This window comes from Cedecea sp. VD22, assembly GCF_037150195.1.
In the GTDB taxonomy this organism is placed as follows: domain Bacteria; phylum Pseudomonadota; class Gammaproteobacteria; order Enterobacterales; family Enterobacteriaceae; genus Cedecea.
Genome location: NZ_JBBCPX010000003.1, coordinates 337472 through 355708 on the forward strand (window position 1 = coordinate 337472; position 18237 = coordinate 355708).

General features: G+C 58.7%; 20 protein-coding genes. 8 read left to right on the forward strand and 12 right to left on the reverse strand.

Features of this window, described 5'->3' with window-relative positions:
- Positions 1 to 236: 236 nt before the first annotated feature.
- The 9 genes from hycI to hycA all read right to left on the reverse strand — a co-directional run bounded on the left by hycI (position 237) and on the right by hycA (position 8200).
- Positions 237 to 719 (reverse strand): hydrogenase maturation peptidase HycI, encoded by a 483-nt coding sequence (hycI, locus tag WFK85_RS09825; protein ID WP_166878912.1) that lies wholly within the window; start codon positions 717 to 719, stop codon positions 237 to 239.
- Entirely contained in the window at positions 712 to 1122 is a 411-nt protein-coding gene (locus WFK85_RS09830) for a formate hydrogenlyase maturation HycH family protein (RefSeq protein ID WP_008457679.1), read from the reverse strand. Before WFK85_RS09830 ends, hycI begins: the two co-directional genes overlap by 8 nt.
- Positions 1122 to 1886, reverse strand: a complete 765-nt coding sequence (locus WFK85_RS09835) for an NADH-quinone oxidoreductase subunit B family protein (protein WP_008457680.1) — start codon at positions 1884 to 1886, stop codon at positions 1122 to 1124. The genes WFK85_RS09830 and WFK85_RS09835 overlap by 1 nt, the downstream gene beginning before the upstream one ends.
- Positions 1886 to 2428: a formate hydrogenlyase complex iron-sulfur subunit gene (locus tag WFK85_RS09840; RefSeq protein WP_038477388.1), complete on the reverse strand. Its 543-nt coding sequence runs from the start codon at positions 2426 to 2428 to the stop codon at positions 1886 to 1888. Before WFK85_RS09840 ends, WFK85_RS09835 begins: the two co-directional genes overlap by 1 nt.
- A 154-nt stretch (positions 2429 to 2582) precedes the next feature.
- On the reverse strand, positions 2583 to 4292 hold the full coding sequence (locus tag WFK85_RS09845; protein WP_166994900.1) for an NADH-quinone oxidoreductase subunit C: 1710 nt from the start codon (positions 4290 to 4292) through the stop codon (positions 2583 to 2585).
- Between the two features lie 17 nt (positions 4293 to 4309).
- The gene (locus tag WFK85_RS09850) at positions 4310 to 5236 is read right to left on the reverse strand and encodes an NADH-quinone oxidoreductase subunit H (protein WP_166994902.1); all 927 of its coding nucleotides are present in this window, start codon (positions 5234 to 5236) and stop codon (positions 4310 to 4312) included.
- A gap of 9 nt (positions 5237 to 5245) precedes the next feature.
- Positions 5246 to 7054 carry a formate hydrogenlyase subunit 3 gene (hycC, locus tag WFK85_RS09855; RefSeq protein ID WP_166994904.1) on the reverse strand — a complete coding sequence of 603 codons (1809 nt, stop codon included), beginning with the start codon at positions 7052 to 7054 and terminating at the stop codon, positions 5246 to 5248.
- Positions 7051 to 7656 (reverse strand): 4Fe-4S binding protein, encoded by a 606-nt coding sequence (locus WFK85_RS09860; RefSeq protein WP_166994905.1) that lies wholly within the window; start codon positions 7654 to 7656, stop codon positions 7051 to 7053. Before WFK85_RS09860 ends, hycC begins: the two co-directional genes overlap by 4 nt.
- A gap of 88 nt (positions 7657 to 7744) precedes the next feature.
- On the reverse strand, positions 7745 to 8200 hold the full coding sequence (gene hycA / locus WFK85_RS09865) for a formate hydrogenlyase regulator HycA (protein WP_336706682.1): 456 nt from the start codon (positions 8198 to 8200) through the stop codon (positions 7745 to 7747).
- Between the two features lie 310 nt (positions 8201 to 8510).
- On the opposite strand from hycA, the gene hypA reads away from it, so the two are divergent.
- The 8 genes from hypA (at position 8511) to WFK85_RS09905 (ending at position 15813) form a co-directional block, all read left to right on the forward strand.
- On the forward strand, positions 8511 to 8873 hold the full coding sequence (gene hypA, locus WFK85_RS09870; RefSeq protein ID WP_336706683.1) for a hydrogenase maturation nickel metallochaperone HypA: 363 nt from the start codon (positions 8511 to 8513) through the stop codon (positions 8871 to 8873).
- Positions 8866 to 9729, forward strand: a complete 864-nt coding sequence (gene hypB, locus WFK85_RS09875) for a hydrogenase nickel incorporation protein HypB (protein ID WP_008457688.1) — start codon at positions 8866 to 8868, stop codon at positions 9727 to 9729. The genes hypA and hypB overlap by 8 nt, the downstream gene beginning before the upstream one ends.
- Positions 9720 to 9980: a HypC/HybG/HupF family hydrogenase formation chaperone gene (locus tag WFK85_RS09880; RefSeq protein WP_008457689.1), complete on the forward strand. Its 261-nt coding sequence runs from the start codon at positions 9720 to 9722 to the stop codon at positions 9978 to 9980. Before hypB ends, WFK85_RS09880 begins: the two co-directional genes overlap by 10 nt.
- Positions 9980 to 11101, forward strand: coding sequence for a hydrogenase formation protein HypD (hypD, locus tag WFK85_RS09885; protein WP_336706684.1), 1122 nt, complete (start codon positions 9980 to 9982; stop codon positions 11099 to 11101). Before WFK85_RS09880 ends, hypD begins: the two co-directional genes overlap by 1 nt.
- The gene (hypE, locus tag WFK85_RS09890) at positions 11098 to 12108 is read left to right on the forward strand and encodes a hydrogenase expression/formation protein HypE (protein ID WP_336706686.1); all 1011 of its coding nucleotides are present in this window, start codon (positions 11098 to 11100) and stop codon (positions 12106 to 12108) included. The genes hypD and hypE overlap by 4 nt, the downstream gene beginning before the upstream one ends.
- A gap of 109 nt (positions 12109 to 12217) precedes the next feature.
- Positions 12218 to 14302 carry a formate hydrogenlyase transcriptional activator FlhA gene (gene flhA / locus WFK85_RS09895; protein ID WP_166994919.1) on the forward strand — a complete coding sequence of 695 codons (2085 nt, stop codon included), beginning with the start codon at positions 12218 to 12220 and terminating at the stop codon, positions 14300 to 14302.
- Positions 14303 to 14348: 46 nt separating this feature from the next.
- Positions 14349 to 14696, forward strand: coding sequence for an HNH nuclease YajD (yajD, locus tag WFK85_RS09900; protein WP_008457693.1), 348 nt, complete (start codon positions 14349 to 14351; stop codon positions 14694 to 14696).
- A 148-nt stretch (positions 14697 to 14844) separates the two neighbouring features.
- The gene (locus tag WFK85_RS09905; protein ID WP_039298985.1) at positions 14845 to 15813 is read left to right on the forward strand and encodes a chemotaxis protein; all 969 of its coding nucleotides are present in this window, start codon (positions 14845 to 14847) and stop codon (positions 15811 to 15813) included.
- Positions 15814 to 15848: 35 nt separating this feature from the next.
- Here WFK85_RS09905 and rhaM read toward each other — a convergent pair whose 3' ends face one another.
- The 3 genes from rhaM to rhaD are packed head-to-tail and all read right to left on the reverse strand — an operon-like array spanning position 15849 to position 18143.
- Positions 15849 to 16163 carry an L-rhamnose mutarotase gene (gene rhaM, locus WFK85_RS09910; protein ID WP_166994921.1) on the reverse strand — a complete coding sequence of 105 codons (315 nt, stop codon included), beginning with the start codon at positions 16161 to 16163 and terminating at the stop codon, positions 15849 to 15851.
- Positions 16160 to 17308 carry a lactaldehyde reductase gene (gene fucO, locus WFK85_RS09915; protein WP_008457699.1) on the reverse strand — a complete coding sequence of 383 codons (1149 nt, stop codon included), beginning with the start codon at positions 17306 to 17308 and terminating at the stop codon, positions 16160 to 16162. Before fucO ends, rhaM begins: the two co-directional genes overlap by 4 nt.
- 10 nt (positions 17309 to 17318) lie before the next feature.
- Entirely contained in the window at positions 17319 to 18143 is an 825-nt protein-coding gene (gene rhaD, locus WFK85_RS09920; protein WP_336706689.1) for a rhamnulose-1-phosphate aldolase, read from the reverse strand.
- Positions 18144 to 18237 lie beyond the last annotated feature (94 nt).

The window sequence follows — 18237 nt, forward strand, 5'->3', positions numbered from 1 at the left end:
AGTGTGTTATTGCGTGGGGTTATTCATAAAGCGTGCCAGATTTGCAGGCCGCGCGGTTAGCGGGTTTGACGAGAGGTAAGAGGGATATTCGACACTTTTGACGATGTCATTTTGGTAACAGTAGTCATTAATGACCCTCACCCCGGCCCTCTCCCTGAAAGGGAGAGGGGGAAAAGAAGTACTGCCGTTCTGATCCCCTCTCCCCCATGGGGAGAGGGTTAGGGTGAGGGGAAAGACTAGAAAGGCGTTTCGCTCTCTGAAATAGTGAGGGGCTCATACCCGCCAAAACCCGTCCACGTCGCCAGACGCTGATAAACCTGCTCCACCGCCGCTTTCACCGCCTCCGTCATCGGATAGTAGAAGCCGACGATATCCGGCTGAATGCCGAGGAACACCACTTCCCCCACGTCCTCTTTCAGCTGATCGACCAGATAATTAAGCGGCATATTGTGGGTGGTCATCATAAACATCTCGGCGATGTCGTCCGGGTCAATGACGCGGATCTCGCCGGGGTTGAGCATCATGTCGGTGGCATCCACAATCAGCAGCAATTCCGGATGCAGTTCGCGGATGGCAACCACGTCGTTTTCAGGCGCACTGCCGCCGTCGATAACCACCCAGTCACCCTGCGGAGAAGCCTGACACTTCTCGGCCAGCAGCGGGCCAGCCCCGTCGTCGCCCATCATGCTGTTGCCTACGCAAAGCAGTACCTTAGTCATAGCGTCTCCTTACCATCAGATAGATGGCGGGTTCTTGTTGAATGGCCTGCAGCATGTCGAGCAGCGCCTGGCTCCAGGCCTGCTGTGCCGGGGTCTGCGTCGGCTTAGCGGCATCCAGCGCCCGGGCCAGCATCACCACGTGATTCTGGTCGATAACAATCTCGCCGTAGCGCGGCACGCCGTTCATTTTGCGCCGGGCTTCGCCGTCAGCTTCAAGCGTGGCAATCCACGCCTGATAGGCTTCCAGCGGGCAAACCAGGCTCTCTTTCAGGCAGTCGATTACCCCCAAATGGTGGCCAATCGCCAGGCTGTAGTAGACCACCTGCTGAGCGTCAGCCGGGGTGTTGTCGTTCTCATCGACAAACTTGCGGCTGAGCTGACAGAACACCACCGACTCGCTCATTACACGCGCTCCTGATGAACCAGTTGCTCAAGGTTAGTGACGATTTCCGTCAGGCGTGGGTCGTTTTCCGCGCTCAGCCACTGCTGAACGGCATCGCCCCCGGTTGTCAGGTTAGTCATGTAGCTGTCGGCAATCTGGCGGCCATAGCGGTAACCGGCCAGGCGACGGGCGGCGCGGTCAATCCGCACGCGCAGCGGCTGAACCATATCCGGGTGGAGGATTTTTGCCGGCTCAACGTCCAGCTCGCTTGCCGGGCGCGCATGGATTTTTTGTTCCAGCAGGCCAAGCGCCATCGCAAACCCGTACAGCGTAGCGGCGGGCGTTGGCGGGCAGCCGGGAATGTACACATCGACCGGCACGATTTTGTCGGTCCCGCCCCAGACGCAGTAAAGGTCGTGGAAGATCCCGCCGCTGTTGCCGCAGGCGCCGTAGGAGATGCAAATTTTAGGATCGGGCGCCGACTCCCAGGCACGCAGCGCCGGGGAACGCATCGCGCGGGTTACCGCCCCGGTAAACAGCAGAATATCGGCATGGCGCGGGGAAGGAACCACTTTGATCCCAAAGCGTTCTGCATCGAAAAGTGGCGAAAGCGTAGCAAAAATCTCGATTTCGCAACCGTTACAGCCGCCACAGTCCACACGGTAAACGTAGGCTGAGCGTTTGATGTTTTTCAGCAGCGACGCCTTCATGCTGGCGATAGATTCGTCCACCGTCATCGGCACCGGAATGCCGTTGTGGTCGCGCGGCCCCAGTAGGTTACTCATTAGCTGGCCTCTCTCATCTGACGGCTAAAGTCGATCCGGTCGGACGACACCAGGCTTTGCTGGCGCTTGCAGTCCGGGCAGGTTTCAAATGCCCCACGGCGGCTTTCCGCACGGGAATCGCCGTTGTGCTCAAGCAGCGCAATGGCGTAGTCGATCTCTTTTTGCACGGCAAACGGGCGGCCACATTCGCGACAGTTACACAGCGGGAAGCTGGCCTGCTGCAGGAAGTCGGCTTTGTTCCACACCGCCAGCTCGTACTGCTGTGAGAGTTTGATGGCGGCCGTCGGGCAAACCTCTTCACAGCGCCCGCAGAAGATGCAGCGCCCGAGGTTAAAGCTCCACTGCAGTTGCCCGGCGGCAAGATCGGTCTCAACGCTCAGGGCGTTGGACGGGCAGGCGTTCACGCAGGCCGCACAGCCGATACATTGCTGCGGATTGTGCTCCGGTTTGCCGCGAAAATTCGGATCGACGGCAATGGGCTGGAGCGGGTAAGACTCGGTTGCCACGCCGCCCTTGATGGCTTTTTTGATGAAGTTAAACATGCGTTTTCCTTGTTTGCCTGGCCTGAATGATTGACCCTCACCCCGGCCCTCTCCCTGAAAGGGAGAGGGGGAAATCTGGCTCGATGCAGTTCCCTCTCCTCTTTGGGGAGAGGGTTAGGGTGAGGGGGTTTCCCTCAAAAGCCAGGCATCAAAATCATTTCAGCGGCGAATTAGTGCGCTCAATGCTGTAGCGCTCCAGCTCTTTGTACGGCACCACCTGGGTTTTCTTCTTGCGCACGTCCACCACCGTCATGCGGTCGGTGCAGGAGTAGCAAGGATCAAGGCTGCCGATAATCAGTGGGGCGTCGGACACCGTGTTGCCGCGCAGCATGTAGCGCAGGGTTGGCCAATTGGCGTACGTCGCCGCACGGCAGCGCCAGCGGTACAGCTTCTGGTTGTCGCCGGTCATGCTCCAGTGAATGTCGTCCCCGCGCGGCGCCTCTGAGAAGCCCAGGGCAAAGCGGTTTGGAATGTAGGTAAAGCCTTCCACGGCGAGCGGGCCGCCCGGCAGGTTATCCAGACCGAAATCAATCATGTTCAGCGCGGTAAAGACTTCGTTGATCCGCACTTTCAGGCGGGAAAGCACGTCGCAGCCGTCGAGGCTGTGTACTTCCATCGGCAGCAGGCCGTAACCGACAAATGGGTGATCGGCGCGGGTATCACGGGCGTGGCCGCTGGCACGCACCATTGGGCCGACATTGCTGAAATCACGGGCGATTTGTGGGTCAAGGCGGCCAATGCCGACGGTGCGCTGCTCAATGTTCGGCGTGCTCAGCAGGATATCCACCAGATCTTGCACTTCCCGGCGCATCTGCTGGGCGAGCTGGCGGGTCTGGATCATGTCGTCTTTCAGCAGGTCGCGGCGGATGCCGCCGATCAGGTTCAGGCCGTAGGTTTTCCGTGCCCCGGTCAGGATCTCCGCCATCTTCATCGACATTTCACGCACGCGGAAGAACTGCATAAAACCGGAGTCGAAGCCGACAAAGTGGCAGGCCAGGCCGAGGTTCAGCAGGTGGCTGTGCAAACGCTCAACCTCCAGCAGAATGGCGCGAATCATCTGCGCGCGCTCCGGCACCACAATCCCCATCGCGTTTTCCACCGAGGTGGTATAGGCGGTGCTGTGGGCGAAGCCGCAGATGCCGCACACGCGATCGGACAGGAAGGTAACTTCGTTATAGCCCATGCGGGTTTCCGCCAGCTTTTCCATGCCGCGATGGACGTAGAACAGCCGGTAGTCGGCGTCGATAATGTTTTCGCCATCAACGAACAGGCGGAAATGGCCGGGTTCATCAGAAGTGACGTGCAGCGGGCCAATCGGCACCACGTTGTTCTTTTTCGTGCCCAGCTCGTTAATGAACTCGTAGGTCTCTTTGTCGGTGGTCGGCGCCGGGCGCTGACGGTAATCCATGCTGTCTTTACGCAGCGGATAAAGATCGTCAGGCCAGTCGTCCGGCAGCACCAGGCGGCGCTCATCGGGCAGGCCAACCGGCTGCAGGCCGTACATATCGCGGACTTCGCGCTCGCCCCAAACGGCGGCAGGAACGCGAGGCGTGACGGACGGGAACTCTGGTTTGTCGGCATCCACTTCCACACGCACGGTGATCCAGCACTTCACGCCGCTTTCCATCGACAGCACGTAATACACCGCATAGCTGCCGCACAGCTGGCGCTCATCGTTGCCAAACAGCACCGAAAGCCAGCCGCCCTGCTGGTAGTAAAGCCACTCCACCACCTCCGGCAGCATGTTGAGCTTCACGGTGACGGTGATTTGGTCTTTGGTCTGCCAGGCTTCGTCGATCACCGCATTCGGGAATTGCTGATGCAGCGCGGCGAGATAGTGTTGACCAATTTTTTCTTCAGACATCGATAGGTTCTCTTAAATCACGCCGCCAGCAAGGAGACGAAGGCTAAAAAGGCAAAACCAAAACCGGCCCAGGTAATGCGTGAGGTTTCAAGCATCCGCAGGCGCGCCATGCTGTTTTCGAACAGCGCGATAATCAGCACGCCCGCCACCAGCTTCACAACGGCCAGCACCAGGGCAAGGACAAGCCCGCCCCAGCTATAGGCGCTCATTTGCCCCCAGGGCAGGAACACGCCGACAAACATTTGCAGCACAACCAGTTGCTTCAGCGAAATGCCCCACTTCAGCACCGCAAAGCCCGCGCCGCTGTATTCGGACAACGGCCCTTCCTGCAGCTCCTGCTCGGCTTCGGCGAGGTCAAACGGCAGCTTGCCCATTTCAATAAAGGTGGCGAAGGCGCAGGCTGCGAAGGCCAGAACCAGCGTCAGGCTTTGCGCCGTCGGCCAGGCGTGAATAGTCCCGGCGATATTGCTGATGTGCGTGCTGCCGGCAACCTGCGCGGCAACCCACAAACCAAGCAATAGAATCGGCTCGACCAGCACACCAAGCATGGCTTCACGGCTGGCACCAATCCCGGTGAACGGGCTGCCGGTGTCCAGCCCGGCGATGGCGAAGAAGAAGCGGGCGATGGCGAACAGGTAAATTAAGGTTATCAGGTCGCCTAATGACGGCAGCGGCGAGGCAATTGTCACCACCGGCAGCGCGGTGGCGATGGTGAGCATCACGCCCACCATCACGAACGGCATCAGGCGGAAAACCCAGCCAGAGGCGGCGGGGGCCACGCTCTGGCGGCCCAGCAGCTTGAACAGATCCCGGTATTCCTGCAGCACGCCGGGGCCACGGCGATTATGCAGGCGGGCGCGCGTCACGCGGGTAATCCCTGCCAGCAGAGGCGCGGCAAAAAACAGCGCCAGCGCCTGGATAAGAGCGAATAAAAACGTATTCATATCAGTTCCTCAGGCAACCATCGCCACCAGTAAGACCGCCAGCTCAACCATCGCCAGGCGGCGGAACGTGCCGGACAGGCGCTCGCACTGCCAGCCAGGGATCCACTTCACCGGGTTCAGGGTTTGGCGCAGCTTAAGCAAAGGCGCAAACGCCGCTTTTACCGGCTGGGCAAAGCCCGTCGCGGTGATCACCATCGCCTGTTCGTGGTCGTAGCCGCAGACCCACGCCGAGCCGCGAGAGCGATTTGGCAAGCGGTCGCCGCGGAAAACGATCATCAAAATAAACGGCAGCAGCGGAGAGGCAATCAGCAACAGCGTGATCATCGGCTGAGACACGGCGGTATGCGCCGGTTGAAGCGGCAGCGGCACGGCGTGCTGAAGCAGAGGCAGCAGCCACGGGGCAGCAACCCCGGCAACTACGCAGCATGCGGCAAGCAGGGCGACTGAGACGTTCATTAGCCACGGCGCAGAGGTCGCGTTTTCCGCTTCTTTAGTACGCGGCGCACCCAGGAAGGTGACGCCATAGACTTTCGCCATGCACATGACCGCCAGTGCGCCGGTGATTGCCAGCCCCACGGCCAGCAGCGGCCCGATAAAACGGCCCACAAACAGCGGCAGGCTGCCGAGGCGGAAGAACGACTGATAGATAACCCACTCCCCGGCAAAGCCGTTCAGCGGCGGCAGCGCGGCCATCGCCATCAGCCCAACCAGCATCGCCAGCGAAATAGCCGGCATGCGTTTGCCGATCCCGCCCAGCTTCTCGATGTCGCGGTGTCCGGTGCGGAACCAGACGGCACCTGTGCCGAGGAACAGCGTGGTTTTGAACAGGCTATGGTTGAACAAATGATAAAGGCCGCCGGTCATGCCCAGCGCCACCAGCACCGGCTCATGCAGTGCGATACCGATCAGGCCGCAGCCCAGGCCCAGCAAAATAATGCCGATGTTTTCAAGGGAGTGATAAGCCAGCAGGCGGTTGATGTTGTGCTCCATCAGCGCGTAAAGCCCGCCGATAAACGCGGTGATCATGCCGACCACCACGACCAGCACACCCCACCACAGCGGCAGCGTATTACCGATCAGCGAGAAGCTCATAATGCCGTAGAGGCCAATCTTCAACACCACGGCGGAGAACAGCGCGGCGGCAGGCGCGGAGGCATTCGCATGCACCTGCGGCACCCAGCCGTGCAGCGGAATAATCCCGGCAAGCAGCCCAAAGCCGAGTAGCGCGAGGATCAGTACCGGGGCCGGCAGCGGCGCGCCGTCAAGGAGATGACGCAGATCGCCATAACCCAGCGTGCCGTAGCGCTGCCACAGCAGCCAGCAGGCCATTGCCAGCAGCACGGTACCCAGACGACCAAGGGCAAACCACAGCTGCCCGGACTGCTGGCAGCCGGTGAGGAAATAACCCGCCAGGGAGATGATTTCCGCCATCGCTACCAGCGTGACAAAGTTGTCGGCTACCAGCGCCGCAACGCTTGCCGCCAGGATTAAGTTAATCAGCAGGCCGTCGGCTTTTATCGCCGGATGGCGATGCCAGGCGCAGTTATAGACGGAAATAAACAGGCCGCTTAAGGCCACCGTTACCAGCCAGACGCCGTTGAAAGCGTTGAGCTGCAGGTGCCAGTGCCAGATTTGCGCATCGCCGCTGAAGCCCAGCAGCGCCTGAACGCCCGCGATCAGCAAAAGCACGGCGCTGATTGCGCCGCCAACGCCGCCGATAAAGCCGCTAACGGGCTTTGAAAATGCCAGAGCGCCGGCTAACACAGCGCTGGTGACAAATCCCAAAAGCGCCCAGTGAATCAGTAAAAAAGCATTCATTTTCTCGCCTCTGGCTGGGTAAACAGGGTCAGGTCGCCAAGCGTCGCGCCAAGCGTCAGTTCACGTTTGCGCTTGCTGGCCTGGGCGATGTCTTGGTTGTCGATCAGCCGCAGCGCCTTGGTCGGACAGGTGCGAACGCAGGCCGGGCCGCTTTCGTCGAAGCTGCACAGGTCGCATTTGACCGCGATAGCGCGAACGCCGGGAACCCAGTCCAGCAGCGGGCTAACGCGAGCCGGGGCCGGAGGCGCAGGTGGCGCTTTCGGGCTGTTCACGTTGGCGGGAATATGCAGCGGGCGGCTGCCGGAAAATTCAATGGCGCCGAACGGGCAGGCGATGCCGCAAAGTTTGCAGCTTACGCACAGGCTTTCATTCAGCTGCACGGCGCCGTCCACGCGGGTTATCGCGTTGACCGGGCAAATCCCGGCGCAGGGGGCGTCTTCACAGTGGTGGCACATCTGCGGCGCAGATTCATTCAGGTTGCGCATGACTTTCAGGCGCGGCATGGACTGCAGGCCGTGCAGGCGGTGCGTCTCGGCGCAGGCCGCTTCACAGGTATGGCAGCCCATACACAATTTTGAGTCAGCGATTACAAAACGGTTCACCAGTTCTTCCTCAGGTGACAATCGTCATTTTTGACGAAAACATGCCGAAAAGCTGCCGGTTCGACAGTTCTCGACACCCCAGATATCTTCATGCCACGGCGGACTTTTGCAGCAGCGCCATGGATAACGGGGTGTTTTGCTGCACGGCCAGATAAAGGCTGTCGTACACCGGGCGGATCAGCTCGAGGTAGTGTTCCAGCACTTTCTCGCGATCGCGGTTGCTGACGGCGTTATCAATCAGTCCGTCATCGTCGATAGTCGCCTTGGCAATCAGCACGTTATCGCTGCCGTCGCGCAGTTCGATGCTGTACTCGATGGTGTGGCTGTTAAAGCCTTCGGCGAGATTGATTTGAATGACGAAGTGGTCAAATAAGAAGAAGCGCAGGCTTTCGTCAGGGTTGCAGCCCACGGCGTGATGCAGCTTCGCTTTGGATAAGGTGATCCCATGAATCAGGGTGTTGCCGTACAGATGCCACTGCGAAAGCAGCCGCTGGTGCTTGTCGGCGATGTACTCGGCTTTTTCGCTCAGTTCCCAAATGTTCATGTTTTGTTCGCTCTGTTAGTGCTTGTCCCTCCGTAAGGCACGTTTCGTGCCATGTTTTTAATTTATTGTTTTTAAATGGATTTAACCGATAAAAGTGTCTTTAGCGAGCAGAATGACATGTCATTTCGTCATCTTTGACTTTGGCTGACGGCACTTTTTTACCCTCTCCCTTCCAGGGAGAGGGGATAAACGTTCCCTTTTCTTAAAAGAATTCTCCCTCGCCCCTTCGGGGAAAGGGCCGGGGTGAGGGGCAAAGAAAAAGCCTGGCACCGTCCTTGCATTACCTGCCCCAGTTACCCCCGGAGGCCCCATGCACGAAATCACCCTTTGCCAGCGCGCAGTCGAACTTATCGAAAACCACGCCCGCCAGAACAATGCCCGTCGCGTGACCGGCGTCTGGCTGGAGGTCGGCGCCTTCTCATGCGTGGAAACCAGCGCCCTGGAGTTTTGCTTTGATCTGGTCTGCCGCGGCACCCTGGCAGAAGGCTGCAAGCTGCATATCCACCAGCAGGAAGCCGAATGCTGGTGCCATGACTGCCAGCAGTTCGTCACCTTACTGACCCAGCGCGTGAAGTGCTGCCCCAACTGTAACGGCAGCAACCTGCGCATCGTGGCGGATGACGGCATGCAGATTAAGCGTCTGGAAATCGATCAGGAGATAGCTCATGTGTAGCACTTGCGGTTGCGGTGAAGGCAACCTGTACATTGAAGGGGACGAACGTAATCCCCACTCTGGCTTTCGCAGTGCCCCGTTTGCCCCGGCGGCACGCCCGCTGCAGCAGATCACCGGCGTCAAGTTTGCCCCTACGGCTGACGAACAGGGCGACCTGCATTACGGTCACGGCGCGGCAGGCACCCACGCGCCGGGGATGACTCAGCGTAAGATGCTGGAGATCGAGCTGGACGTGCTCGACAAAAATAACCAGCTCGCCGCCCATAACCGCGACCGCTTTGCCAGCCACAATCAGCTGGTGCTGAACCTGGTCTCAAGCCCCGGCTCCGGTAAAACCACCCTGCTCACCGAGACGCTGAAGCGCCTGAATGCCAAAGTGCCGTGCGCGGTTATCGAAGGCGATCAGCAAACGGTGAACGACGCCGCGCGCATCCGCGAGACCGGCACGCCAGCCATTCAGGTGAATACCGGGAAAGGCTGCCATCTTGATGCCCAGATGATCCGAGATGCCATGCTGCGCCTGCCGCTTGAACGCGACGGCGTGCTGTTTATCGAAAACGTCGGCAACCTGGTTTGCCCGGCGAGCTTTGATTTAGGCGAGCGCCATAAGGTCGCGGTGCTGTCGGTGACGGAAGGCGAAGATAAGCCGCTGAAATACCCGCATATGTTCGCCGCGGCGTCACTGATGCTGCTGAACAAGATCGACCTGCTGCCCTACCTGCAGTTCGACGTCAGCAAGTGCCTGGCTTTTGCCCGCGAGGTCAACCCGGACATCAAAATTATTCTGGTTTCCGCGACCAGCGGCGAAGGGATGGACGAGTGGCTTAGCTGGCTGGAGGCGGAGCGATGTGCATAGGCATCCCGGGGCAAATTGTTGCGCGCCTGGCCGACGGCAGCGCGAAAGTGGACGTCTGCGGCGTGCAGCGCGACGTGAATTTAACGCTGGTGGGCGACGCCGCCGTGGGGCAATGGGTTTTGGTTCACGTCGGTTTCGCCATGAGCATGATTGATGAAGCCGAGGCGCGGGACACGCTGGATGCCCTGCAAAACATGTTCGAGGTTGAGCCGGACGTTGGCGCGCTGCTTTATGGCGAGGAGCGTCGCTGATGCGCTATGTCGATGAATACCGCGATCCAGATCGCGTGATGCAGCTGATTGAAACGCTGAAATCCCGCGCCACGCTGCTGAACTACACGGCGAGCCACCCGCTGCGCATCATGGAAGTTTGCGGCGGCCATACCCACGCTATTTTTAAATTCGGCCTCGATCAGCTGCTGCCGGAAAATATCGAGTTTATTCACGGCCCCGGCTGCCCGGTTTGCGTGCTGCCGATGGGGCGAATCGACACCTGCATTGAGATAGCCAGCCACCCGGAAGTGATTTTCTGTACCTTTGGGGATGCGATACGCGTGCCGGGTAAAAACGGCTCGCTCATGCAGGCGAAGGCGCGAGGCGCGGACGTCAGGGTGATTTACTCGCCCATGGACGCGCTGACGCAGGCTCGCCAGAACCCGGAGCGCAAAGTGGTGTTCTTTGGCCTCGGCTTTGAAACCACCATGCCCGCCACGGCAATCACGCTTCAACAGGCAAAGTCGCAGGGCATCGATAATTTCTATTTCTTCTGTCAGCACATCACGCTGATCCCGACGCTGCGCAGCCTGCTTTCCCAGCCCGACAACGGCATCGGCGCTTTCCTGGCGCCGGGGCATGTCAGCATGGTGATTGGCACCGAAGCCTATGACTTTATTGCCTCTGAGCACCAGCGCCCGCTGGTGGTGGCCGGCTTTGAGCCGCTCGATCTGCTGCAGGGCGTGCTGATGCTGGTCGAGCAAAAAATCAGGCAGCGCAGCCTGGTAGAAAACCAGTACCGCCGGGTCGTGCCGGAAGAAGGCAATTTGCTTGCGCAGAAGGCGATAAGCGACGTATTTACGATGCGCGGCGAAGCGGAATGGCGCGGCCTGGGCGTAATCGGTGATTCCGGCGTGCAGCTCACCGAAGCCTACCGTCAGTTTGATGCCGAAGACCATTTCCAGCCCAAACCGCAGCGGGTTTACGACGACCCGAAAGCCCGCTGCGGCGACGTGCTTATCGGGCGCTGCAAGCCGCAGCAATGCCCGCTGTTTGGCCGCGACTGTAATCCTCAAAACGCCTTCGGCGCCCTGATGGTCTCCTCCGAAGGAGCCTGCGCGGCGTGGTATCAGTACCGTTCTCAGGAGTGTGAAGTATGAAAACCGTTGAGCTGGCCCACGGCAGCGGCGGCCAGGCGATGCAGCAGTTGATCGCCGGCCTGTTTATGCGGGCTTTTGATAATCCGTGGCTGGCCGAGCAGGAAGATCAGGCGAGGCTTTCGCTGGCAGAGCTGACAGCTTGCGGCGACCGGCTGGCGTTTTCTACCGACAGCTACGTTATCGATCCGCTGTTTTTTCCCGGCGGGGATATCGGCAAGCTGGCCGTGTGCGGCACGGCCAACGACGTCGCGGTGAGCGGGGCTACACCGCGCTGGCTGTCGTGCGGTTTTATCCTTGAAGAAGGCCTGCCGTTTGAAACGCTGGAGCGCGTGGTCACCAGTATGGCGAATGCCGCGCACTCGGCAAATATCGCCATTGTCACCGGCGACACCAAAGTCGTACCGCGCGGCGCGGCGGACAAGCTGTTTATCAATACCGCCGGGATAGGCGCTATTCCTGCGGGCGTTAACTGGGGCGCGGCTCAGATCAAAGCAGGGGATCGGCTGATTGTGAGCGGCACGCTCGGCGACCACGGCGCAACCATCCTCAACCTGCGCGAGAAGCTGGGGCTGGACGGCGACCTACAAAGCGATTGCGCGGTGCTGGCGCCGATGATCGCCCCGCTGCTGCAGATTCCCGGCGTAAAAGCGCTGCGGGACGCCACGCGCGGCGGGGTAAATGCCGTTCTGCACGAGTTTGCCGACACCAGCGGCTGCGGAATGGAAATCAGCGAAAACAAGCTGCCGCTGAACCCGGCGGTGCGCGGCGTCTGTGAACTGCTGGGGCTGGATGCGTTAAATTTTGCTAATGAAGGCAAGCTGGTTATCGCCGCGTCTCCCGAGTCTGCCCCGGCCGTTATTCAGGCGTTACAGCAGCACTCCTGCGGCAAACAGGCGGCTGTCGTGGGTGAGGTTGTAGAGCGAAAAGGCGTGCGCGTCGCGGGGCTTTATGGCGTAAAACGCACGCTCGATCTGCCGCATTTTGAACCCTTACCGCGCATTTGTTGACCTGCACCAGTATGCATTCACGCAACGCTGACTAAACTTAAACAATATTTATATTAATTATATTTTTTAGCCCTGCACCCGCCGCAGGGCATTTCAATGGAAAGCAAAAATGTCATACACGCCGATGAGCGATCTCGGGCAGCAGGGGTTGTTTGATATCACCCGCATGCTGCTCCAGCAGCCCGATCTCAACGAACTCGCCAGCAGCCTGACGCAGCTGGTGAAACAGGGCGCGCTGGCCGATCGCGTTAACATTCTGCTTTACCATCCCCAGCATCAGCGGGTGAGTTTTTATGGCAAGGATAAACACGGCAAGGAACTGCACTACGAAGATGAAATGGCTCTGGCCAGCGGCCCGGTGCGCCGCATATTGTCGCGCCCGGAGGCGCTGATTTGCAGCCAGCAAGAGTTCGATGAAACCTGGCCGCAAATGGCAAGCCTGGATCTGTATGCTCCTTTTGGCCGCTACTGCCTTTTACCGCTGGCCTCCGAAGGCAAAATTTTCGGCGGCTGCGAATTTATCCGCAACCGGGCGGATGGCTGGACGGAAAAAGAGCTGAACCGGCTTTATACCCTGGCGCAAATTGTCGGCCTGGTGACCGAGCAAATTCAGACCCGGCTCAATTCGAGCCACGATCACCAGTTATTGTGCCGGGAGCGCGACGATTTTCGCATTCTGGTGGCCGTCACCAACGCGGTATTGTCGAAGCTGGACCTGGACGAACTGATCAGCGAGATTGCCCGGGAAATTCACTATCACTTCGCCATTGATTCCATCAGCATCGTGCTGAAAAGCAGCCGCAAGTCGCGGCTCACGCTCTACTCCACTCACTTTGTGGATGAAGCTTCGCCGATTCACGATCAAAGCGACGTGCTTGAGGAAGGCACGCTGTCAGAACGCGTCTTTAAAAGTGGCGAAATGCTGCTGCTCAATCTTTGCCCTGGCGACAAACTGGCGCCGTATGAGCGGATGCTGCTGGAGATGTGGGACAACAAACCTCAGACGCTTTGCCTGCTGCCGCTGAAGTTCGGTCCCAATATGCTGGGCGTCCTGAAGCTCGCCAAATGCAGCGAGCAGGGCTTTACGCCAGCCAACCTCAAGCTGCTGCGCCAGATTGCCGAACGTATTGCCATCGCGGTGGATAACGCACTCGCCTACCAGGAAATCAACCGCCTGAAAGAGAATCTGGTGGATGAAAACCTCTACCTCACCGAGCAGATTAATAACGTCGACAGCGATTTTGGCGAAATTATCGGGCGCGGCGAGGCGATGTCTATCGTGCTTAAGCAGGTGGAGATGGTGGCCAGCAGCGACAGCACCGTGCTGATCCTCGGCGAGACCGGTACCGGTAAAGAGCTGATTGCCCGGGCGATCCATAACCTGAGCGAGCGCAACAGCCGCCGGATGGTGAAGATCAACTGCGCTGCGATGCCCGCCGGGCTGCTGGAGAGCGACCTGTTCGGCCACGAGCGCGGGGCGTTTACCGGGGCGAACAATCAGCGCATTGGCCGCTTTGAGCTGGCGGATAAAAGCTCGCTGTTCCTCGACGAAGTGGGCGATATGCCGCTTGAGCTGCAGCCCAAGCTGCTGCGCGTGCTGCAGGAACAGGAGTTTGAGCGCCTCGGCAGCAATAAGGTTCAGGAAGTGGACGTGCGCCTGATCGCCGCCACTAACCGCAACCTGAAAGAGATGGTTGCCGACCGGGAGTTCCGCAGCGATCTTTATTACCGGCTGAATGTGTTTCCTATCACGCTGCCGCCGCTGCGCGAACGCCCGGAGGATATCCCGCTGCTGGTAAAATCCTTCACTTTCAAAATCGCCCGCCGCCTGAACCGCAACATCGACAGTATTCCGGCAGAAACGCTGCGCGCCCTGAGCCGCATGGAGTGGCCAGGCAACGTGCGGGAGCTGGAAAACGTGATTGAGCGGGCGGTGCTGTTAACCCGGGGCAGCGTGCTGCACCTTTCCCTGCCCGAAATGGATCACCGCCCTCCTCTGGAACGCCATCTTTCTCCGTGTGTGGAAGAAGAGAGGCGTGAAGATGAGGACGAGTGCGAGCGCATCCTGCGCGTGCTGAAAGAAGCTAACGGCGTGGTGGCCGGGCCTCGCGGCGCTGCCCAGCGATTAGGGCTGAAGCGCACCACGTTACTTTCCCGGATGAAGCGCCTGGGGATTGATAAAGACGTGCTTTAGCCGGAAACTGGGCATAACCCTACATTTTTTGTCTGGAACCTGAATCATGGCAATTATCCCCAAGAACTATACGCGGCTGGAAAGCGGCTACCGCGAAAAGGCGCTGAAGCTTTTCCCGTGGGTGTGCGGGCGCTGCTCCCGCGAGTTTGTCTATTCTAATCTGCGTGAACTGACCGTTCACCATATGGATCACGATCACACCAATAACCCAGAAGATGGCAGCAATTGGGAGCTTTTATGCCTGTATTGCCACGATCATGAACATTCTAAATACACCGAGGCCGACCAGTACGGCTCCACGGTGATTGCCGGAGAGGACGCGCAAAAGGATGTAGGCGAAGCAACCTATAATCCGTTTGCCGACCTCAAAGCGATGCTGAACAAGAAAAAGTAAGCGCCCCCCGCTTAGAGGGGTATCACGCCCCTCTAAGCGAAATCATTTCGCCTTTTCCCTTCATTTTTTCCAGACGCTGCCGATAACTTAGACAAGCATTCACTCCGTACGGTTGGGTTCTGAGGCCGGGTTATCACTTGAGGTTAAAATGGATAGTTTTCAGAAAGATATTGATGAAAGGGCCAACCTGGCGTTATCCAACAAGTTCGAGCTGCTGCTGTTCCGCTTAGGCACCAGCCAGCACGACAGCAAGTCCGAGCTGTACGGCATCAACGTTTTTAAGCTGCGTGAAATTGTGCCGATGCCGAAGATTAACCGTGCCGCAGGCATGGAATCACCGCTGCTGGGCATGGCTAATATTCGCGACCAGATTATCCCGGTTATCGATCTGCCTGCGGTCACCGGCTGCACGCCGACCACCGGCCTGAATTTATTACTGATCACCGAATATGCCCGCAGCACCCAGGCGTTTGCCGTGGAGTCCGTGGAGAACATTATTCGCCTCGACTGGAGCCAGGTGCACGCCGCCGAGGCCGGGGTCAGCAGCCGCAATATCACCAGCATCGCCAATATTGACGACCCGCTAACCGGCAAAGACCTGGCGCTGGTGCTGGACGTGGAGCAGATCCTCTATGACATTATCCCATCCGGGAGAGATGTGAATATTGCCGCGATAGAAGAGAAAACTTATACCCTGAAGCCCGGTGCGGTGGCTATTGTTGCCGAAGATTCCAAAGTCGCGCGTTCGATGCTGGAGCAGGGCCTGAAGGGGATGGGCATTCCGGCCATCATGCACGCGACCGGCCTGGAAGCCTGGGAAAAAATCAAACTTATTGCTGCCGATGCCAAAGCATCCGGCACGCCTATCACCGACAAAATCGGCCTGGTGCTGACCGATATCGAGATGCCGGAGATGGACGGTTTTACCCTGACCCGCAACATTAAGACCGAACCTTCTCTGAAGCACATTCCGGTGGTGATCCACTCCTCACTTTCCGGCAGCGCCAACGAAGATCACGTCCGTAAAGTCGGTGCCAACGGCTATGTCGCCAAGTTTGACGTCGCCGAGCTGTCTTCCGTCATCCACAAAGCGCTGGAAGACGCCGCCACTCGCTAAGAGAGAAGAAAAGGCCCGGAAACCGGGCCTTGTTTTTATTCGAGCCAGAACACTTCTTTTAGCGCCTGGCTGACCGGGCTGCCGTCCGGGTTGCTGGGCATGATGTCGCGCATATGCTGCCACCAGCGCTGACAAACGTCGGTGTCGGCCACCGCATTCCAGCGCGCCTCGGACTCAATTTCTACCGTGGCAAACAGCAGATGGCGCTGTTCATCCAGATAGATCGCATAGCGATGAGCGCCGTGCTGTTTAAGCACCTCTTCCAGCTCGGGCCAAATCGGCGAATGGCGGCGCTGATACTCTTCGTGGGCGTCAGGATTAACCTGCATCACAAAAGCTTTCCTGATCACAGCGCCTCCAGATAAAGCTGGCGGATCTCTTCGCGCGAGGCGGGTCTTGGGTTACACGGCGCGCACGGATCGGCCAGCGCTTTGTCCAGCCAGCCTTCAATATCGGCAGGCTGAACGCCAAGCTCACGAAAGCCGGACGGGATGCCAACCCTGGCGGATAACGCGCGAATCGCTTCGATGGCTTTATGGCTTGCCTGCTCGTCGGTCAGCCCCTGAGTATCGCTCCCCATCGCCTGCGCCAGACGAGCAAAGCGAGGCACCGCGTTTGGCCGGTTAAAGGCTTCAACCACCGGCAGCAAAATCGCATTACATACGCCGTGCGGCAGGTTGTGCGTCGCGCCCGGCTGGTGCGCCATCGCATGTACCAGCCCCAACCCGGCGCTGTTAAACGCCATCCCCGCGAGATATTGGCCGTAGGCCATCATTTCACGCGCTTCCAGGTTCTGCCCGTCGTCTACGGCTTTCGGCAACCAAGTGTTTATCAGGCGAATGGCCTCCAGCGCGTTGGCATCCGTTAACGGATGTGCGCTGACGGAAACATAGGCTTCAACGGCGTGGGTAAGCGCATCCATCCCAGTTGCAGCGGTAACGGAGGACGGAATATTCACCATGACTCTGGCATCATCCACGGCAATATCCGGGATGAGATTGGTGTCGATGATCACCTCTTTCACCTGACGTTCGCTGTCGGTGATCACCGCATTACTGGTCATCTCTGCCGCCGTGCCCGCCGTGGTGTTAATCGCCACCAGAGGAACTCCGCCATTTTTTACTTTCCCGACACCGGAATAATGCACGGAAAGCCCCGGGTTTGCGGTCAGGATTTTCACCGCTTTCGCCGTATCAATCGGGCTGCCGCCGCCGAAAGCAATGAGGTAGTCGCAGTCGGCCAGGTTAAATCTTGTGATACCTTTTTGCACCAGCGCTTCGGTCGGGTTGGGGAACACTTCATCGAACAGTTCGTAAGGCAGGTTATGCTCGTCCAGCGCCGCAAACAGGCTATCTAATAGCCCCATTTTCACCAGTTGTCCGTCGGTTACCACTAACGCTTTGCCCCAGCGTTTTTCGGCGATGAGCTCCACCATATCGCCAATGGCGCCCGCTCCGTGCAGGCTGATTTTGGGTAGTGCCAGCATAAAACTCATCTTTTGCTCCTCAATCCTTAAGTGCTTCTGCAAGTGGCGTGACGCCGAAACGCTCGCCAAGCGCCACCAGTTCCGTGCGAGTGATAGTCTGCTTCATGCCGCCCATCGAATAGATTTTCACCAGGATTTCAGCCGACTTCTCAGCGGTGTCTATCAGGCCAAAGGCTTCGTCGAGCGTAGGCCCGGTGCCAAAAATGCCATGATGTGGCCACAGCACCAGGCTGTGAGCGCGCATTTGCTCTGCGGTGGCGGTGCCAATGTCGTCAGTGCCCGGCACCTTCCACGGCACAATGCCGATACCCTCCGGGAAGACTACCAGGCATTCGGTACTGCCTTCCCAAAGCTGGCGCGTGAAGGCCGCGTTTTCCAACGGCAGGACGTAGCTTAGCGCAATCAGGTTGGTGGCGTGGCAATGCATGATCACCCGATCTTTCCCCCCGGATATGAGCTTGCGTACCCCGTGGGACTGGAAATGTGCTGCGAGTTCTGAAGTTGGCATCCCGCCGTTGGTCAGCCCCCAGTGGATGCTGTAGGACTGGCCATCGTTGCTGACCTGCAGCAGCGCCAGATTGTCCGCCGGATCGAGCTGAACGTTACGGAAAAACTTGCCTGAACCGGTCACCAAAAACCAGCATCCCGCAAGCATTTCTGCAGGCTGGCTTAGCGCGACGCTGTGCGGTGCATGGCTGAATTGGTCGCGGTAATATTCGACGTCTTCGGCATCCAGCCGCAGGCTAATATTGCCGCCGTTGCGCTCGTCCCAGCCCTTTAGCCACATATCGCCGGTGGCCTTCACCATGTCCTGAATAAACCATGAGTTGAGGATGTTCTGCATTGTTTCGTGTTCCTTAAGACGCTCCCTCTCCCCAAAGGGGAAAGGGAATTGTTCAGTAAGAATGTCGGTTTCACCCTCTCCCTTTTAGGGAGAA

Excerpts from the sequence above, each read along its gene's own strand:
- hypE (WP_336706686.1), top strand. The coding sequence starts at position 11,098 with ATGAAAACCGTTGAGCTGGCCCACGGCAGCGGCGGCCAGGCGATGCAG.
- rhaD (WP_336706689.1), bottom strand. The coding sequence starts at position 18,143 with ATGCAGAACATCCTCAACTCATGGTTTATTCAGGACATGGTGAAGGCC.
- WFK85_RS09905 (WP_039298985.1), top strand. The coding sequence starts at position 14,845 with ATGGATAGTTTTCAGAAAGATATTGATGAAAGGGCCAACCTGGCGTTA.
- WFK85_RS09850 (WP_166994902.1), bottom strand. The coding sequence starts at position 5,236 with ATGAATACGTTTTTATTCGCTCTTATCCAGGCGCTGGCGCTGTTTTTT.
- hypA (WP_336706683.1), top strand. The coding sequence starts at position 8,511 with ATGCACGAAATCACCCTTTGCCAGCGCGCAGTCGAACTTATCGAAAAC.
- WFK85_RS09835 (WP_008457680.1), bottom strand. The coding sequence starts at position 1,886 with ATGAGTAACCTACTGGGGCCGCGCGACCACAACGGCATTCCGGTGCCG.
- WFK85_RS09845 (WP_166994900.1), bottom strand. The coding sequence starts at position 4,292 with ATGTCTGAAGAAAAAATTGGTCAACACTATCTCGCCGCGCTGCATCAG.
- WFK85_RS09880 (WP_008457689.1), top strand. The coding sequence starts at position 9,720 with ATGTGCATAGGCATCCCGGGGCAAATTGTTGCGCGCCTGGCCGACGGC.
- hycI (WP_166878912.1), bottom strand. The coding sequence starts at position 719 with ATGACTAAGGTACTGCTTTGCGTAGGCAACAGCATGATGGGCGACGAC.
- fucO (WP_008457699.1), bottom strand. The coding sequence starts at position 17,308 with ATGAGTTTTATGCTGGCACTACCCAAAATCAGCCTGCACGGAGCGGGC.
- flhA (WP_166994919.1), top strand. The coding sequence starts at position 12,218 with ATGTCATACACGCCGATGAGCGATCTCGGGCAGCAGGGGTTGTTTGAT.
- yajD (WP_008457693.1), top strand. The coding sequence starts at position 14,349 with ATGGCAATTATCCCCAAGAACTATACGCGGCTGGAAAGCGGCTACCGC.
- hycC (WP_166994904.1), bottom strand. The coding sequence starts at position 7,054 with ATGAATGCTTTTTTACTGATTCACTGGGCGCTTTTGGGATTTGTCACC.
- WFK85_RS09840 (WP_038477388.1), bottom strand. The coding sequence starts at position 2,428 with ATGTTTAACTTCATCAAAAAAGCCATCAAGGGCGGCGTGGCAACCGAG.
- hypB (WP_008457688.1), top strand. The coding sequence starts at position 8,866 with ATGTGTAGCACTTGCGGTTGCGGTGAAGGCAACCTGTACATTGAAGGG.
- hycA (WP_336706682.1), bottom strand. The coding sequence starts at position 8,200 with ATGAACATTTGGGAACTGAGCGAAAAAGCCGAGTACATCGCCGACAAG.
- hypD (WP_336706684.1), top strand. The coding sequence starts at position 9,980 with ATGCGCTATGTCGATGAATACCGCGATCCAGATCGCGTGATGCAGCTG.
- WFK85_RS09830 (WP_008457679.1), bottom strand. The coding sequence starts at position 1,122 with ATGAGCGAGTCGGTGGTGTTCTGTCAGCTCAGCCGCAAGTTTGTCGAT.